10 protein-coding genes and 1 tRNA gene are annotated in these 17,044 nt (G+C 62.2%); 9 read left to right on the top strand and 2 right to left on the bottom strand.

Going from position 1 to position 17,044, the window contains the following annotated elements:
- Nucleotides 1–126: 126 nt before the first annotated feature.
- Nucleotides 127–3,120, bottom strand: a complete 2,994-nt coding sequence (locus BUS12_RS17410; RefSeq protein WP_143788388.1) for a hypothetical protein — start codon at nt 3,118–3,120, stop codon at nt 127–129.
- Nucleotides 3,121–3,620: 500 nt separating this feature from the next.
- Between BUS12_RS17410 and acs the strand changes: the two genes are divergently transcribed.
- Nucleotides 3,621–5,603 carry an acetate--CoA ligase gene (gene acs / locus BUS12_RS17415; RefSeq protein WP_074297716.1) on the top strand — a complete coding sequence of 661 codons (1,983 nt, stop codon included), beginning with the start codon at nt 3,621–3,623 and terminating at the stop codon, nt 5,601–5,603.
- Nucleotides 5,604–5,780: 177 nt separating this feature from the next.
- On the opposite strand, the gene BUS12_RS38235 is transcribed toward acs, so the two are convergent.
- Complete coding sequence (locus BUS12_RS38235) at nt 5,781–6,611, bottom strand: hypothetical protein (protein WP_143788389.1); 831 nt, start codon at nt 6,609–6,611, stop codon at nt 5,781–5,783.
- Nucleotides 6,612–7,019: 408 nt separating this feature from the next.
- On the opposite strand from BUS12_RS38235, the gene BUS12_RS17420 reads away from it, so the two are divergent.
- The 8 genes from BUS12_RS17420 (at nt 7,020) to BUS12_RS17455 (ending at nt 17,012) form a co-directional block, all read left to right on the top strand.
- Nucleotides 7,020–8,780 (top strand): cytotoxic necrotizing factor Rho-activating domain-containing protein, encoded by a 1,761-nt coding sequence (locus tag BUS12_RS17420; protein ID WP_074297718.1) that lies wholly within the window; start codon nt 7,020–7,022, stop codon nt 8,778–8,780.
- A 141-nt stretch (nt 8,781–8,921) separates the two neighbouring features.
- Nucleotides 8,922–9,281: a DUF4212 domain-containing protein gene (locus tag BUS12_RS17425; RefSeq protein WP_074297720.1), complete on the top strand. Its 360-nt coding sequence runs from the start codon at nt 8,922–8,924 to the stop codon at nt 9,279–9,281.
- Nucleotides 9,282–9,285: 4 nt separating this feature from the next.
- The gene (locus BUS12_RS17430) at nt 9,286–11,304 is read left to right on the top strand and encodes a sodium:solute symporter family protein (protein WP_074297722.1); all 2,019 of its coding nucleotides are present in this window, start codon (nt 9,286–9,288) and stop codon (nt 11,302–11,304) included.
- A 115-nt stretch (nt 11,305–11,419) separates the two neighbouring features.
- Nucleotides 11,420–11,510 (top strand) — tRNA-Ser (locus BUS12_RS17435).
- A 350-nt stretch (nt 11,511–11,860) separates the two neighbouring features.
- Nucleotides 11,861–12,487, top strand: a complete 627-nt coding sequence (locus BUS12_RS17440) for a methylamine utilization protein (protein WP_253190154.1) — start codon at nt 11,861–11,863, stop codon at nt 12,485–12,487.
- 74 nt (nt 12,488–12,561) lie between these two features.
- Complete coding sequence (locus tag BUS12_RS17445; protein WP_253190155.1) at nt 12,562–14,883, top strand: bifunctional diguanylate cyclase/phosphodiesterase; 2,322 nt, start codon at nt 12,562–12,564, stop codon at nt 14,881–14,883.
- Between the two features lie 82 nt (nt 14,884–14,965).
- Entirely contained in the window at nt 14,966–16,528 is a 1,563-nt protein-coding gene (locus tag BUS12_RS17450; RefSeq protein ID WP_143788390.1) for a methyl-accepting chemotaxis protein, read from the top strand.
- A gap of 181 nt (nt 16,529–16,709) precedes the next feature.
- Complete coding sequence (locus BUS12_RS17455; protein WP_074297725.1) at nt 16,710–17,012, top strand: hypothetical protein; 303 nt, start codon at nt 16,710–16,712, stop codon at nt 17,010–17,012.
- The last annotated feature ends 32 nt before the right edge of the window (nt 17,013–17,044 follow it).

A 17,044-nucleotide genomic window follows, 5' to 3' on the forward strand; every position in this document is an offset into this window, starting at 1 on the left:
ATAGTAGAGGCGCGATTGCTGCGGCGCGCCGTACTTATTTATAGCGTTGGGCGTTACCTCGAAAAATAAATTATTTCGTTTAACTACCTATTTAAGCTGTGCATCGCCGACGCAATCGCATTCGTTTCATGTTGTCGCGGGGCCCGGCTGGTTTGTAGCGCCGTGCGTGGGCAGCGGCGGCAGGTCGGGGTTGGGCGGCGACGGCTGCGCCGGCGGTGTCCGGGTTGGCTGGAGCGTCGTATAGACGGGTGTCGTTCCCGACGGGTTGACCAGTTCCTGTTCGCCTGTGTAGATATTCTTCGCGAAGATCGGCGTGTCGACGGGTACCTCGGTCAGACGCAGGCCGATGCGGGGCGTGACGGCCCCATCCTGAGGTGTCGCCGCGGCGATTTCGTCGATTCTGAATACGGTATTGGGTCGGAATATCCATTCGTGTTCTCCGGACGCCAACGTGGTGACACGATAAACAAAAGGCGTCGCCGACTTCGACTGGATGTCGTAAAGAGCAAACGCTCCGCCGGGTGCAGCGGCGTACTCGCTGTCCGCCAGCGTTGCGTTCGTATATTCGCTTTCGCTGGACGCGGACATGAAAGCCGGTGAATTGGTCACGTAGTCGCCCGGTGCAAACTTGCTCGCGTAGTCGGCAGGGACCTCCGCGACGCGAAGCAGGCGGCTATCCTGGTCCGGCCGCGGCAGATGGGTCAGTGCGGCTTGCAATGCATGCGCGCGTGAGGCGGTGTCGGTTTCGTAGCTGCGATCGCGCAATTGCCGGTTGAGGTCGAAATTGACGTCCTCGTAGTCGGAGCCCGTCGAGTAGGTTTCGCTGAGATCCAGATAGGTCCAGTTTCGGAGGGCCTCTTGCTGCGAGTCGGGAAGATTGTCGAACGCGGCTCGGTACCGTCCGTTGAACGCGATGTCATCGAGTAAAGCGTCCGCGTCGGAGTGCCACGCCGGCGGATTGAGCGTTTGCAGCATCTCGGCGGAGAGGGGAGTGCCGGATGCGTTGGAGACCTGAAAGCGTTCCTCGAACGGTTGCTCTTGTGGAGGGGCGAGAGCCGGTGCGTTGTCCGGGTTCATGCCGCCCTTGAGTCCCACATCGTTATGGACCTCCCAGCCGCCTTGAGCATCGGTCCTGACCGGATATTGAGGCCGGTACGGATTGTCCGCCTGATACACACGCCAGGTGTTGTTGTCGCGATCGAAGCGGGCGGGATACGTCTTTCCACCGCTGTCGAGGTAGTACCGCCCTTTGTCGTCCGTGAATATGCCTGGCTGGCCAGTGGCGGGTTTCAGGGCGCCGGGCGCGGGCTGCACGGCGTAGTCGTCGGGCAAGCGTGCCTTCGTGCCGGTGATGCGCTGCGATGCCTCGGCGGCGGCCGTGTCCACGCTTAGGCCCTGCGCTGCAGGGCTTGCCGCCGCTTGCGTGGCTTGCGCGCCCACGCTGCCGGGTTGACCGGACGGCGCGGGTGGGAGGGTGGGGCTTCTGTCGCCTGTCGCGACAGGGTGCTCGGGAGCGTACCCTTCGGGTGGCGCCTTGAGCACGCGGGTCGCACTCTTCGCGGCAAGCCGTTCCGTGAAGGCCGTTGCACCTTCGCCCGCGACAAGACCCAGCAGGCCGGAAGCCAGGTCGATGCCGAGGCGCGTGTTTGCCGACAGCAACGAGTGGGGATCGAACGCGGCTGTGAGCGGCGCGAACGGCGTCATGCCCAGCAGGAAGCGGGTGGCGCCTTCGAAAATCTGCTCAGCCAGTTTTTCCCCGCGCGCGCGTGGCGTGATCGAAGCGTCCTTGTATGAGCTGTCGTGCAGCACGGCGTTATACCGGTCCGCCAGATCGCGGACGTAGTCGGGGCCGGACGACGGCAACTGTTTCAGGATGTCCAGGTAGCTTTTCGGCGCGTCGACGCCATAGACGTTGAGTTTTCGTCCCGCCTCCACGGTCCATTTGACGAGCTTGTCGTGCAAAGCAGAATCGTCCCGCATCCGTTGCGTGAAAGCCAGCAGCCGACGGTCTGCCAGGTCGTCGCGACCCGTGCCCGGATTGGTGCTGTACAACTGGCGACCGATCAGCTCGTAGCGCTTGCCGGGGGCGTTGGTGAGCGCATCGGCTTCGTGGACGATGCGGTCGACCTCCGCGTTCGCCTCGGCCCATTTGCCGGCTTCCTGCGCGGTATGCTGGTCGATCGCCTTGGCGATCTTGTGCTGCAGAGTGTGTTTCAGCTCGGCGGCCAGCGTGAAGTAGCGCTCGCGAACAGCCGGCGTCGCGGCGATGACGAAGCCCTGGCGCAGCCGGCGCAGTGCGCTGAGTTCCTGCTGGTTCGCCAATCCGGTCAGGTAGCCTGCGCCGACTGGACGGTTGAAGACGCTCAATGCCCGCTCGACCGGATCGTTGCTGGCGGTGTTGACGCGTTCGAGCAGCGCAGTGCCCAGCAGCGACAGTTGTTGATCTACACGTTGACGGTCCGCGGGGGCCCTGGCGTCGCGAAACGCGACATCGAGCGTCGCAAGGGCGCCGGCATAGGCCTCGTATTCGGGCTGCGGCAGCGCGGTGAGCAGTGGCTGCATGTGATTGACCTGTTGTTCGAACTGCTGAACTTCGGGAGGGTAGCCGGTCAGGTTTTGCTGCAGCGCCGTGCCGAGCCGCGCCATGTTTTGCTCATCCTGATGGCTGCTCGTCGACAGGCTGGTCAAGTTGGGCAGGGTGCTGGTGTCATGCGCGCCGAGCAACTGCTCAAGTTCCGCGCGCGTGGCGCCGGGTAGCAGCGGTCGCCCGTACGGTGAGTAGGGAGATGCCGCCGCGGCGAGGGGTGCCGATGGCGTCGATGGGGCCGGCATCGGTGAAGACGGGGCGGGGTTGTCCACGGATCGCTGAAGCCGGCTCGGAGCGAGGTTGAGTGCGGCCCGGGAAAGCGGCGACAGTAGCGGCGGCACCTGATCGTTGCCGTCCGGTTTATCCCCGCCGCGTACGGGTGGTTGTCCCGCGTTCGTCGAGCTGGATGACGTGTTGTGGATAGCCGGTTGCCGCTGCGGCTGGTCACGAGGCAACACGGTGTTGCTGTCCGCATCGGGCTGCGGGGTACTCGAAGACGCGCTGCCAGTCGCGTTGATCGGATTCGTGCTCATGGGCATTCCCTCTGCATGTGTAGAGGCGGGATCGAGCGTGCGCTCGATCTGGCCGGAGGATTGACATGGGTGGTGACGCCCGTGTAGTGGACCATCCGGGTACAAGCGCGGGTGCCGATCCTGTATCACCACGCGTCCGATCCATTGATGCACACGTCGGCGTTGCTTGCGCGGCGCAGCAAAACGGCTTTGCACGATGGCGCGACGTCGCGAATTCGCTCCGGCCGCGACGTCGCAATCCGAGGCCGTCTCCGGTAAAACCCTGGTATCGCTCGCGTATGCGAGCCGATCCAGCGCAAGTAGCGCCGGCGCTTTCCATGACACCGGTGGACCGCATCGGCTAACATGACAATCCGGGGTGCCTCGGCACCCGAGGTGCCACCTTCGCCGGATGTAAGTGGCGGGTAAGTTGCGGCATCTATCGTGGCAGCAACGCGGCGTCGCCACAGCATGGCGCGCCGGCACAGGCTTTACGTTTCGTCTTCACCAAGGGGTTGTCGATGTCTGCGATTGAATCGGTTCTTCAGGAACGCCGCGTTTTCCCTCCCTCTGCCGACGCAGTGGCAGGCGCGACGGTCTCCGGCATGGACGCGTACCGGGCGCTCGTCGCCGAAGCGGAACGCGATTACGAAGGCTTCTGGGGGCGTCTTGCGAAAGAGACGCTGAGCTGGCACAAGCCCTTCACGAAGGTGCTCGACGAGTCGAAGGCGCCGTTCTATACGTGGTTCGAGGACGGCGAACTGAACGCGTCGTATAACAGCCTCGACCGTCACGTCGAAGCCGGCCACGGCCAGCGTACCGCCATCGTCTTCGAAGCCGACGACGGCGCCGTCACCAACGTCACCTATCAGGATCTGCTGCAGCGCGTGAGCCGCTTCGCCAATGCGCTCAAGAAGCGCGGCGTCAGGAAGGGCGACCGCGTGGTGATCTATATGCCGATGTCGATCGAAGGCATCGTCGCCATGCAGGCGTGCGCGCGGATCGGCGCGACGCATTCGGTGGTGTTCGGCGGCTTCTCGTCGAAGTCGCTCAATGAGCGCCTCGTCGACGTGGGCGCCGTGGCGCTCGTCACCTCCGACGAACAGATGCGCGGCGGCAAAGCCCTGCCGTTGAAGAACATCGCCGACGAAGCGCTTGCCATGGGCGGCTGCGAAGCCGTCAAGAGTGTGATCGTTTATAAGCGCACCGGCGGCAAGGTCGCATGGCACGAAGGCCGCGATCTGTGGATGCATGAGATCACCCAGAGCGAGTCCGATCAGTGCGCGCCGGAATGGGTGAGCGCCGAGCATCCGCTCTTTATCCTCTATACCTCGGGCTCGACCGGCAAGCCGAAGGGCGTGCAGCACAGTACGGGCGGCTATCTGCTGTGGGCCGCGCAGACCTTGAAGTGGACCTTCGACTGGAAGCCCACGGATGTGTTCTGGTGTACTGCCGACATCGGCTGGATCACCGGCCATAGCTACATCACGTATGGCCCGCTGGCGCTCGGCGGCACCCAGGTGGTGTTCGAAGGCGTGCCGACCTATCCGAACGCGGGCCGCTTCTGGGACATGATCGCGAAGCACAAGGTCACGCTGTTCTATACCGCGCCCACGGCGATCCGTTCGCTGATCAAGGCCGCGGAAGCCGACGCGAAGATCCATCCGAAGAGTTATGACCTGTCGTCGCTGCGCGTGATCGGTACGGTCGGCGAGCCGATCAATCCGGAAGCGTGGATGTGGTATCACGAGAACGTCGGCGGCGGCCGTTGCCCGATCGTCGATACCTGGTGGCAGACGGAAACCGGCGGTCACATGATCACGCCGCTGCCGGGCGCGACGCCGCTGGTGCCGGGGTCGTGCACGCTGCCGCTGCCGGGCATCATGGCCGCGGTGGTGGACGAGACCGGCCAGGACGTACCGAACGGGCAGGGCGGGATCCTGGTCGTCAAGCGTCCGTGGCCTTCGATGCTGCGCAACGTGTGGGGCGATCCGGAGCGCTACAGGAAGAGCTACTTCCCCGAAGAACTCGGCGGCACGCTCTACCTCGCCGGGGACGGCGCGGTGCGCGACAAGGAAACCGGCTACTTCACGATCATGGGGCGGATCGACGACGTGCTCAATGTGTCGGGCCACCGGCTCGGGACGATGGAGATCGAGTCGGCGCTGGTGTCCAATCCGATCGTCGCCGAAGCGGCGGTGGTGGGACGCCCCGACGACACGACCGGTGAGGCCGTGTGTGCCTTCGTGGTGCTGAAGCGCTCGCGGCCGGAAGGCGAGGAAGCGGTGAGGATCGCCAACGAATTGCGTGCGTGGGTTGGCAAGGAAATCGGGCCGATCGCCAAACCGAAGGACATCCGCTTCGGCGACAACCTGCCGAAGACGCGCTCGGGCAAGATCATGCGCCGCTTGCTGCGCTCGCTGGCGAAGGGCGAGGCGATCACGCAGGACGTGTCGACGCTGGAGAACCCGGCGATTCTCGATCAGCTTGGCGAGTCGCTGTGAGGGTCCAACCGGATGGTTGAATCGCCGGGCTAATCGGCAGCGCTTGAGCCGAGTGGCTCGTTGCGGTACTCGTACGACGGCGCATCATTCGATGCGCCGTTTTCCTTTTGTGCACCCGTACAAGTGAATCTTGCCGGGGGACGAGTTGGACGGAGGCATGGGCGCGGCCTTGCGCCTCTAGCCATCTTGACTCTGCGGCTTTTTTTGAGGCGGTGTATTGGCTGGACGTGGCGCTGTCTGTTTGGCTTGCGGCCCGGAAGGTCCGGCAGGCTGTTGCTCCGCCGGCAAACGCGGTGGCTGCGTCGGACTCAAAGGATAGCCGAGCCGGCCGTCGGGGAGACGGGTCGGCTGCCTGAAGGCCGGCGGTTGCCTGGTCCGCGGCGGTCGGCGGGAAGGGGGCGAGCCACCCGTCGCACTTTTCGCGAAAGAGGAAAACGGCTTGCTCAACGCGTCCACGAAGATCGCAGTGCCTTCGTCGAGCGTGTAGTCGCGCTTGATCTGAACGCCACCCACATACTTTCGACGCGGACCATCTTTTGCTTTGGGAGCGGAGACGGGTGTGGTCGTTTCCACGTTACCGGGATTGCCCACGGCACGCCGATCCCGACTTGCATCCGGACTCCCAAACAATGGATCGCGGCGCAGTTCGTTGTACACCTCACGTGCCCATCGCTCGGCGTCCGAGAGTGAGGCCCCTGCGCGTTGCTTTTGCTCAATTTTCCATACACCTTTCTCGAAACCCTGAAGACGCACCCACAAGGCGCGCGGGTCGACAATCGGTAACGTCAACCCGTCCTTCACGGGTTCGCCTGACGCAGGTGCGTTTCGTACTTGTGCCACCGCCGAACCCGTACCCGTCGAATCTGCGCCGTTGACTACCGGTGCAGAACCGGAATGGTCGTAAGCTGATCCATTTTGAGCATTCACTCTCACAACCAACCCTCCAGAAAAGGACCAACCGGCGAACCGGATGTCCGAAGCACCTTCCCCAATCACGAGGATATTCAAGCATTTCAGGACGATTCCTGGCGCCGCAGGGTTCGCTGCGCGGAATTGATCAACTGAAAAGGATAGCTAATCAATGGAATCGTCTCGCCGAGTCCGGTCTTTGCCACGTCACGCCCAGCACGGTTCACCGTGGCGCATCGTTTGAGCAGTCCACCCGGCAATCGTCATTGTGCCCTCAAGGGTATGAGCGGGGCATTATTCCAGTAGTTCCGACGGAGGCACACACAGCGCTCTGGACTGCGCAACCGCGAAGGCTTGCGCGCGAACGTCTCGAAGTATTGGGGTAATGCCTCCCGCGAAACCATGAGGTCACTATCGGATACGGCCAGGCGGACGCACTGCGGACGGCTTCTGCGTGAGTGAAATCCGAGGGCTTACGCCTGACCACCGTCTATCGCGAGGTCATTGATGAAAGTTGATCGCAGTCTTGCCATCTACAGCGGGTTTGAACAGACAGTGAACGAGGCGGCACATGCTGGCGTGAAGCCGGGCGGCTCCCGCATCAGCCGCTCCATCATTTCACCGGGTGGAGCGGGGCAGTCCAAGCCGCAGCAGGAAGCACCCGCCCATAACGGACCCGACAAGGTCGAATATGTGGGCGGTGTTCGGATCAAGTCGAAGTACACGTTGGAAGAGGTATTGCGGATCGTTAAAGATGCGCTTGGACATCCCGTGGGTGCCTTCGCCGCCAGTACGACCGACATGCACCATGTTCTGGTGCACGATAGAAATATCGCCGAATGGGAGCGCGCCCAGATTGCGGAAGACTTCAAGCAGATCGACTCGATTATGGTAGGTCTGCGAAATTTTCATCCTGTTGGTGCGGCGATGAATCTAGTCTCTGTCAATGCCGGTGCGCTTCACACGCTGGAGGAAAAGAAGCCGCTAACCCTGGATCAGGCGGACGATTTGCTCTTCAGCATCAACGATTTGCCGTCCGCGGACAGCGTCCCGATTCCTGTAAAACGCCTGGCGACGGAGGGTGGGGCGAGACGCCCGAGGTACAAACCTCCGACGCGAATAAAGGGTGGCCGTGTCGGCTATCCTGCCAGCCCGACCCATCCTCCAAAATTGCCGATTGACGCGAAGGGTAAGAAGGAAACCCAGGGAAGCGGTGGAGCGGGCGCGTCTTCCAGCACCGGCGCGACGAGTACCGGCGCAACCAGACCGGTTCCTGGGACGAGCACGACGCCCCCTTCAAAACAGAAGGGCGGCGCCGCGAAGCTGGTGTCGGCGATCAAGGCGAAATTCTCCAGCGACGCCCATCGGATAAGAAATGGAAAGATCGAGGCACTTAAAAATAAAGGTGCGATTTACGTAGGTGAGAAATCGGAGATCAGGACGAATTTTGATTTTTATCGTTACGACAATGATGTAAAAATGTCGGAGCCAGTTAAATCTTCGAATGCTGGAACTGAAAAAACGAGGGAGGTTCTGTACACCGGAAATGGCAAGGGGATTACCTCGCTATGTCAGGGTGGGAAGATGTACTACGGTGGATGGGGGCGCGGCAATCGTAAATTGAGCTCCCAGACGGATGTCATTGAACTAGCCAATGGCAAGGAGGGTGTGGGCGCGGTCAGGATAGCCTTCGCGGATATTCCACCCAAAGGGTCTCTGCTGGTGACCGCCGGCGGCCTGAGTGGATGCACCGTGATGTTTGCGGCCGACAACGCCCATTTCTACGCATACCACGTTGGAACGTCGACTCCAACGCGTAACTGGAAGACGGCTCAGGACGGCGTGCGTCTTCTCCGCCAGGCGCATGAACAGTTAAAACCAGATGCAACAAGGAAGGCGCTGACGCACCCGGAAAACAACGATCTGATCGACGTGGCGAAGCAATATCCATTTGCCTCCGTCATATATTATGGAAAACACGGTGAGAGTGGAGCACAGGCCGATACGCGGATTACCGGAGCGGCCGGACCTGCGGCGCAGGGGACCCATATTCACGATTATTTTCAGCCGGACGTAAAAGGGGCGCCAATCGGCACAGCCTTCGCGCTGATTCGCAAGGACGCGCGAGGGCGGATTTCGGTCAGCACGCTTTACGAACGAGGCGAACTGCCGATCGCAAACTATAAAAGCGACGCCAAGGGCAATGTGATGTACGACTTTCACGAGAACGACGCTCAAATCGACAGGTTTACCCCTCAGACGGGTTGACGGTCTTGCCCAGTCGATTTGCCGCTTCGCTGTCAGGCACGCGGCTCAGCGCTCACCGCCTCCCGATGATTCTTCGCGCATGGCGGTGGCGCCACGGACAATCCCGATTGCCCGCACGGTGTCTTTTTGGTAAATAGGCGCATGACCACGCCGCATACCTCCGCCCAACCCGCGCTGAACCCGCTGCCCGAGCCGCCACCGGTCTCGGAGGCGATGGCGCGCGCGCATCGACGCTACTGGCGCTTCAATCTCGTTTGCATCGCCGTGCTGATGACGGCGGGCTTTCTGGTCTCGTTCGTCGTGCCGCTGGCCGCCCCTTCGCTATCGAAGGTGCGCTTCGCCGGCTTCAGCCTGCCGTTCTACGTTGGCGCGCAAGGCGCAATCCTCGTCTATGTCGCACTGATTCTCGCCTACATCGTGCTGATGCAGCGCGCCGACCGCACGCTGCAACGCGCGTTCGTAGCGGACGCGAACGCCGCAGCAACGGCGCGCGGAAACTGAGCCGATGACGCTCACGCATCGGCTCATCCGCTCCTACGCGTTCTACACGCTCGGGTTTCTGGCCTTCATCTATGTGATGTGGCGCATCGAAGCCGTGACCGGGCCGGGCGTGTGGATCGGCTATGTGTTCCTGTTCGTGCCGATTGCCGTGTATGCGGTGATCGGCCTGCTGTCGCGAACCTCCGATCTGGTGGAGTACTACGTCGCGGGACGGCGCGTGCCGTCGGCCTTCAACGGCATGGCGACCGCTGCCGACTGGTTGTCGGCGGCATCCTTCATTGGTCTGGCGGGTTCGATCTACGCGACCGGTTACGACGGCCTCGCGTATCTGATGGGCTGGACGGGCGGCTATTGCCTCACGGCGTTCCTGCTCGCGCCGTATGTGCGCAAGCTCGCGCGCTACACGATTCCGGATTTCCTCGGCACGCGTTTCTCGAGCAACGCGGTGCGCGGCCTCGCGGCCCTGGCTGCGATCCTCTGTTCGTTCGTGTATCTGGTCGCGCAGATTCAGGGCGTGGGGCTGATTGCGACGCGCTTTATCGGCGTCGATTTTGCCGTGGGCATTTTTTGCGGACTGGCGGGCATTCTGGTGTGCTCGTTTCTGGGCGGCATGCGCGCGGTGACGTGGACCCAGGTGGCGCAATACATCATCCTGATCCTGGCGATCCTGATTCCGGTGTCGATGATCGCGCATAAGGACGGCCTCGGCTGGGCGCCGCAATTTAACTATGGACACCTGATGGAGAGCGTGGAGACACTCGAGCGTCAGGTGCGCGATGCGCCGCTGGATCAGAGCGTGCGCGACGACTACCGGAAGCAGGCAGCAAAACTGCAGGTGCAGATCGACGGGCTGCCGCAGTCGTTCATCGACGAGAAGCAGGGGCTCACCGAGAAGGTGGCGGATTTGCGCCGGCACAACGGCCCGCTACGCGACATCAACACGAGCGAGCGCGCGCTCGAAAGTTTTCCGCACGATGCCGCGGCCGCGAAGATCGTATGGACGCAACAGCGCGAGGTGTTGTTGACGCGCGCCTCGGCGCCGGTGCCGATGTCCGAGCCGTTTCCGCCCATCAGCGGTGAAGACCGGCGCACCCACGAGCGCAATTTTCTGTCGCTGCTGCTGTGTTTGTCGCTGGGGACGGCGAGCTTGCCGCATATTCTGACGCGCTATAACACGACCACTTCGGTGGCGTCGGCGCGGCGTTCGGTCGGCTGGACGCTGTTCTTTGTCGCACTGTTCTATCTAACGGTGCCGGTGCTGTCCGTGCTCATGAAGTACGAAATCCTGACGAATCTCGTGGGGCACCCGTTTGCCGATCTGCCGCAGTGGCTGACGCAGTGGCTCAGGATCGAGCCGAACCTGATCAGCGTCGTCGATACGAACCGCGACGGCATCGTGCAGTGGAGTGAGATCCAGATGCAGCCGGACATGATCGTGCTGGCGGCGCCGGAGATTGCGGGGCTGCCGTATGTGATGTCGGGGCTGATTGCGGCGGGGGCATTGGCGGCCGCGCTTTCGACCGCCGATGGCTTGCTGCTGACCATCGCGAATGCGCTTTCGCACGACGTCTACTATCACATGGTCGATCCGGCGGCATCGAGCCAGCGGCGCGTGACGATCTCCAAGATCTTGCTGCTGGGGGTGGCGCTGTTTGCGTCGTATGTGGCGTCGCTGAATACGGGGAACATCCTGTTTCTGGTGGGAGCGGCGTTTTCGCTAGCGGCCTCCAGCCTGTTTCCGGTGCTGGTGCTCGGCGTGTTCTGGAAGCGCACGACGCGGCTTGGGGCGGTGGCCGGGATGGTGGCGGGGCTCGTGGTGTGCATCTATTACATCGTCTCCACATACCCGTTCTTTACGCAGATGACTGGGTTCGTCGGGACCCGGTGGTTTGGCATCGAGCCGATCAGTTCGGGCGTGTTTGGCGTGCCGGCGGGGTTTCTGGTGGCGATCTTGGTGAGTCTCGCGGATCGCAAGCCGGATGCTTATACGCGGGCGTTGGTGGACTATATCCGGCATCCGTGAGGGTGGCTGGATGGGCGCTGGGCGGGGGGTTCGGGGTGGTTCGAGGGGCGTTTTGCCGGTGTTTTCGGACGGGGCTGGCGCGCGCCCCAGAGTTTGCTATAATTCGACTCCCGCCGGAGAGATGGATGAGCGGTTTAAGTCGCACGCCTGGAAAGCGTGTATAGGTTAATAACCTATCCGGGGTTCGAATCCCCGTCTCTCCGCCAAGATATTGATCAAGTAAAAAGCCGTTGAATCCAGCAAAGATTCAACGGCTTTTTGTTTTTCTGGCCCATCAGCGGCCCCATCATCGACCCGCCGCCATCCAACACGCGCGAACCCGGACCCCATCGGCACGCCCCATCAACACGCACATCATCAACACTCCTCACTGCACCAGGCCGCGGCGCGCAACACATAGCCCTGACCTATCACCCCCTTTAAATAATTTGATGTTGGCCGCACGGAATAACCGCCCAGGTTATGCCGTTATACAAGGGCGCTCGCGGCACGTGTTGAAGGCAAGCACTCCAACCCGTCATTGCTGACCGCTAACCAACACCAACATTACGAAAAGATGAAAACGGGGAAGACCTTGTGGATGACGGCGGCCGCCTGTGTGGCAGCCATGAGCGGCGCCGTGCCGGCAGCCAATGTCAATGCCGCCACGCTTGCGGTCCATGTCGCAGACCAGGCAGGGGCTCCCATCGCAGACGCGGTGATTTACGCGACTCCAGTGGATGGCCGGTTGCCGGCGCGTCCGCCGGCCGGCGCGGTCATCGCACAGAAGAACAAGATGTTCGTACCGCTCGTCTCGGTGATTCAGACCGGCGCATCGGTCAAGCTGCCGAATCTCGACGATATTGCGCATGACGTCTATTCGCTCTCCGCACCCAAACGCTTCGAACTGAAGCTCTATCGAGGCGTTCCGCCGCACCCGGTCGTGTTCGACAAACCGGGCCTCGTGGTGCTCGGCTGCAACATCCACGACATGATGGTGGCGTACCTGCTCATTGTCGATACGCCGTACTTCGCCAAATCCGACGCCAGCGGCAATGCGACGTTCGCCAACTTGCCCACCGATCGCTATCGCGTGACCGTCTGGCACTATCGGCAGAGCGACGCGAACGCGCGGCCCACGCAAACGATCGACGCGAGCGCGAACAGCGCGGCGACGTTCACCGTAAAACTGGACGCCGAATAACCGGCGTATTGCGCGGAGGTCCTGTGCGCTTACACAGGTTGCGATCGAAAATCGCACTCGTCTTTGTTCTCTTGATGCTGGCGATACAAGCCGCGGTGTTTGTGGCCACCCGTAGCGTGATCGCGTCGGTGGCGCACGCGCATGTCGACGCCCAGTTGGCGATGGGCGAGCGCGTGTTCAGGAAGGTCCTGCAATCGGACACGGAAAAACTGAACCAGGCGGCGGCGGTCGTCGCAGCCGATTTCGGCTTTCGGGAAGCGGTCGCCTTGCGCGATCAGACGACGGTGCTGTCAGCGTTGCAGAATCAGGGTGACCGCATCCATGCCGACATCGTGATGCTGGTCGGGCTCGACGGCAAGCTGATCGCCGATAGCCGGGATCCGGCGAGTGCGGGGAAGCCGTTTCCGTTTCCGTCGCTGATTCAGCACACCACGCACAAAGATGCGTCGTCCATCATTGGCGTAGTCAATGGCCGGCCGTACGAACTAGTGCTCGTTCCGGTAAAAGCGCCGTTGACGATTGCATGGGTCGCGATGGGCTTTGCGATCGACGATATTGCTGCCCGAGAAATGCGGGAGGTGGCATCGCTGCACGTGTCGTTCATCGCGCGGCCGGCCGGCGGTCAATGGACGGTCCTCGCAAGCTCGCTGCCCGCTGAACAACGCACCGCGCTTGAGCGTGCAAGCCGCACCGCGACGCTGGTCGAGCGGCAAAGTGCGAGTGTCTCTCTCAACGAAGGTTTCGGATCGCGGATCGTCTGGCTTGCGGTGTCGAACCAGCCGGTGGCTGCGGTGTTGCAGACATCGCTTGACGAAGCCATGGCGCCGTATCGCAAGCTGCAATCGACGTTGTTCCTGCTGACGCTGGCCGGTGTCGTCATCTCGATCGCCGGCGCGACGCTGACCGCGCGTAGCGTGACACGGCCGCTTGCCGAGCTGACCCGTTTCGCGCAACGCATCGGCCGCGGCGACTATAGCGCCCCGATCCAGATTGCGCAGAAAGACGAAATCAGCGCGCTGGCGGCGGCATTCGGTCAGATGCGCGACGACATCGCCGAGCGCGAGGCGCGCATCACCGATCTGGCGTACGTTGACCGGCTGACCGGATTGCCCAACCGGGTTGCTTTCAACGAATGTCTTCAGCAGGCCATCGAAATGGCCGCGCCGGAACGCAGTCCGCTTGCGGTGATGATGCTGGACATGGATCGCTTCAAATATGTGAACGACACGCTCGGTCATCACATCGGCGATCTGCTGTTGCACGAAGTCGCCAAGCGCCTCATACGCTGTGTCCCGGGCGACACAGACACGGTTGCCAGACTGGGCGGCGACGAGTTCGCCATCTTGCTGCCGGGTGGCGAGCTGGGCACTGCACAGCGCATCGCCCAGGCGATGCTGAAAGCGCTCGAAGAGCCGATCGTCATCGAGGCCCATGTGGTGGATGTGGCCGCGAGCATTGGCATCGTTATCTTCCCGGACGACGGCGGCGACGTGCACTCACTGTTGCGGCGAGCGGACGTCGCCATGTATCGGGCGAAGCGCACCAATGCCGGCATGTCTGTGTACGATGAAAGCGAAGAGCGCTATGGCGAGGAACGCCTGTCGCTGATGAGCGAATTGCGGCATGCAATCGAGTACGGCGAGCTGCGTCTCTACTACCAGCCCAAAGTCGATCTCGCCAGCAACGACATGTCGCACGTCGAAGCCCTGGTGCGCTGGGTGCATCCGGTGAGGGGCGTCGTGCCGCCGGGAGAGTTCATCCCGTTCGCCGAGCAGACCGGCTTCATTCGCTCGATCTCGCGCTGGGTCGCAGGCGAAGCGATTTCCCAGTGCGCAGCCTGGCACGCAAAGGGGATCGCACTCAGCGTGTCGGTCAATGTCTCCGCCCGCGATCTCGCCGAGGCGGATTTCCCCGATGTACTCGAAGCGTTGTTGCGGCAGCACGGCGTCGAGCCTCGCTGGCTGTGGCTCGAGATTACGGAAAGTGCGTTGATGGATGACCCGGCACACGCAATCGCCATACTCGATCGCTTGCATCGACTCGGCATCCGCCTGTCCATCGACGATTTCGGTACCGGGTATTCGTCGCTTTCGTATCTGAAGCGTATGCCTGTCGATGAACTCAAGATCGACCGCTCATTTGTGATGGGCATGGTGAGCGGTCCGGACGACGAAATTATTGTGCGCTCGACGATCGCGCTCGGGCACAACATGGGTTTGCGCGTAGTCGCCGAAGGTGTAGAAGACGCCACGACGCTCGAAACGCTGCGAACCTTGCATTGCGATGTGGCGCAAGGCTATCACCTGGGCCGGCCGTTGAGCGCCGACGGAATCGAGTCGTGGATAACGAGGTGGGCCGAAACGGTTGCCTCTGCCGCTTTAGCCGATGAAGTCTGAACGACATGCCGGTCGGAGCCTGTCGTCAAGCTGACGTGGCGACGGTTACCGGACTGGACAAGAAAGAAGGAGCGTAACGACAATGAAAAACATCACGATTGTTCGCTGGCTCGCCATGACACTCGGAGGCGCACTGCTCGCGCTGGCGGTGGTCGGCGGCTACGGATTGATGCAGCTTCACGCGTCCTATCAGCGCATCGAAGGGCTGGAGACGCGTACGATACCGAGCCTGAAATCGATATCGGCCGCGCTCGATGACGTTGCCGCCATGCGGCTTGCCGTTTACCGCTATGTTGTCGACGGTGTGGACGACGCCAGCCGTTCGGGGATGAAACGGGAGGTTGCCGAGTCGGACCGTCAGTTTGACGAAGTGATGGCTCGTGCACTGGCTCAGGAAGTCTCCGACGACACCGATCAAAAACTGTTCGTGGCGGACGGCGCCCGCATGGCCACCTATCGCGATGCCCGCGACGCGTTCTTCGAGAAGATGCAGGCGGGCGACCGCGATGGGGCGCTCGCGATGCTTCACGACGGCGGCGCCGTTCATAACGCTGCGCTGGCGCTCAACGACGGCCTGCACGAGCATCTGAGCGAGGACATCGCGCGCGGCAAGCTCGTGCGCGAAGAAAATGCAAACGCCTACCGGCTCGCGTTCAGCCTGATGCTCGCGATCGCCGGCGCAGCGCTCGTGCTGACCGGGATACTGGGGGGCCGCCTCTATCGGCTTATCAGCCGGGGTATGCGGCAGATGCAGGACACGCTGCAGCGGGTCAGCGAGTCGCTGGATCTGTCGCAACGCGCAAGCGTGGTGCGCATGGACGAGATTGGTCACACGGCAACGGCATTGAACAGCCTGCTCGAGCAGATGGCCGGCGTCGTCGCCGAGGTACGCTCGTCGAGCGATGCGGTCGGTGTGGCGTCGAAACAGATTGCTGCCGGCAACCTCGATCTGTCTTCGCGGACCGAACAGCAGGCTGCGTCGCTGCAACAGACGGCCAGCAACCTGGGCGAGCTCACGGCAACCGTGCAGCAAAACGCCGACGCCGCACGCCAGGCCAACGCGCTTGCGATCAGCACGACGCGAATCTCCGATGAAGGGAATCTCGCGGTCGAGCGGATGGTCGGCACGATGAACGAAATCGCATCGAGCTCCTCGCGGATCGCGGAAATCATCTCGATGATCGAAGGCGTGGCCTTTCAGACCAACATCCTCGCACTGAATGCGGCGGTTGAGGCGGCTCGCGCGGGCGAAGAAGGGCGGGGCTTCGCCGTGGTCGCGGCGGAGGTCCGTAGCCTTGCGCAACGTTCGTCGTCTGCCGCGAAGGAGATCAAGGATCTGATCGAGCAATCGGTCGCCACGATTCAGTCGGGCTCACAACAGGCGCAAGAGGCGGGTCGCGCCACCGCGGAGGTGCAACAGGCAATACGCCGGGTCGCGGGCATTGTCGAAGAGATCGCTACGGCGTCGGATTTGCAGGGTCACGGTATCGAGGAAGTCAACGTCGCGATCAGTCAGATCGATCAGGTGACGCAGCAGAATGCGGCGCTGGTCGAAGAGGCGGCGGCTGCCGCACAGTCGCTCGACGAACAGGTGACGCGCCTCGACGGGGCGGTTTCCGTCTTTACGGTCAGCAACGGTACGTAATGCCGGTGGGTGCAATCCTGCTCCCCTATGCGGACATGAAAAAACCTTCACGCGTTCGAAGTGGCAACGACAAGCCGTCCAGCCTATGCTGAAAGCGCAACTTCTGCACCGGCCCATTTGCTAGCGCAACACGGGCCGTCTAGCCGAAGGGTGTGATCAGACAAACTGGAGGAAGACGCTCATGAAGACCCCCTTGAAGTACGCATTGCCCCTCGGGCTGATGATGGCCAGCGCCTGCGCCATGGCCTCGGACCGGCTTACCCCGCACCAATGCAACAGCTATCCGTTCAAGCCGGCAAACGGCGAATTGACGCACCGTGACATGATGCGCGAGCTGACCGAACTCGAGGCCGTCGGTTACCGGCCGGCCATCGACAACTATTCGCTCGACATCACCGACGCTCGCGCGCGGCTCATGGCGAAATATGCTACGGACTGCAAACCGGATCAGCATGCGGCGGACGCGCCGCCGTCGAATAGCTGAGGCTGGTCGACCGCTGGGCGAGGAGGGCGCCG

It is taken from the genome of Paraburkholderia phenazinium (assembly GCF_900142845.1).
In the GTDB taxonomy this organism is placed as follows: domain Bacteria; phylum Pseudomonadota; class Gammaproteobacteria; order Burkholderiales; family Burkholderiaceae; genus Paraburkholderia; species Paraburkholderia phenazinium_A.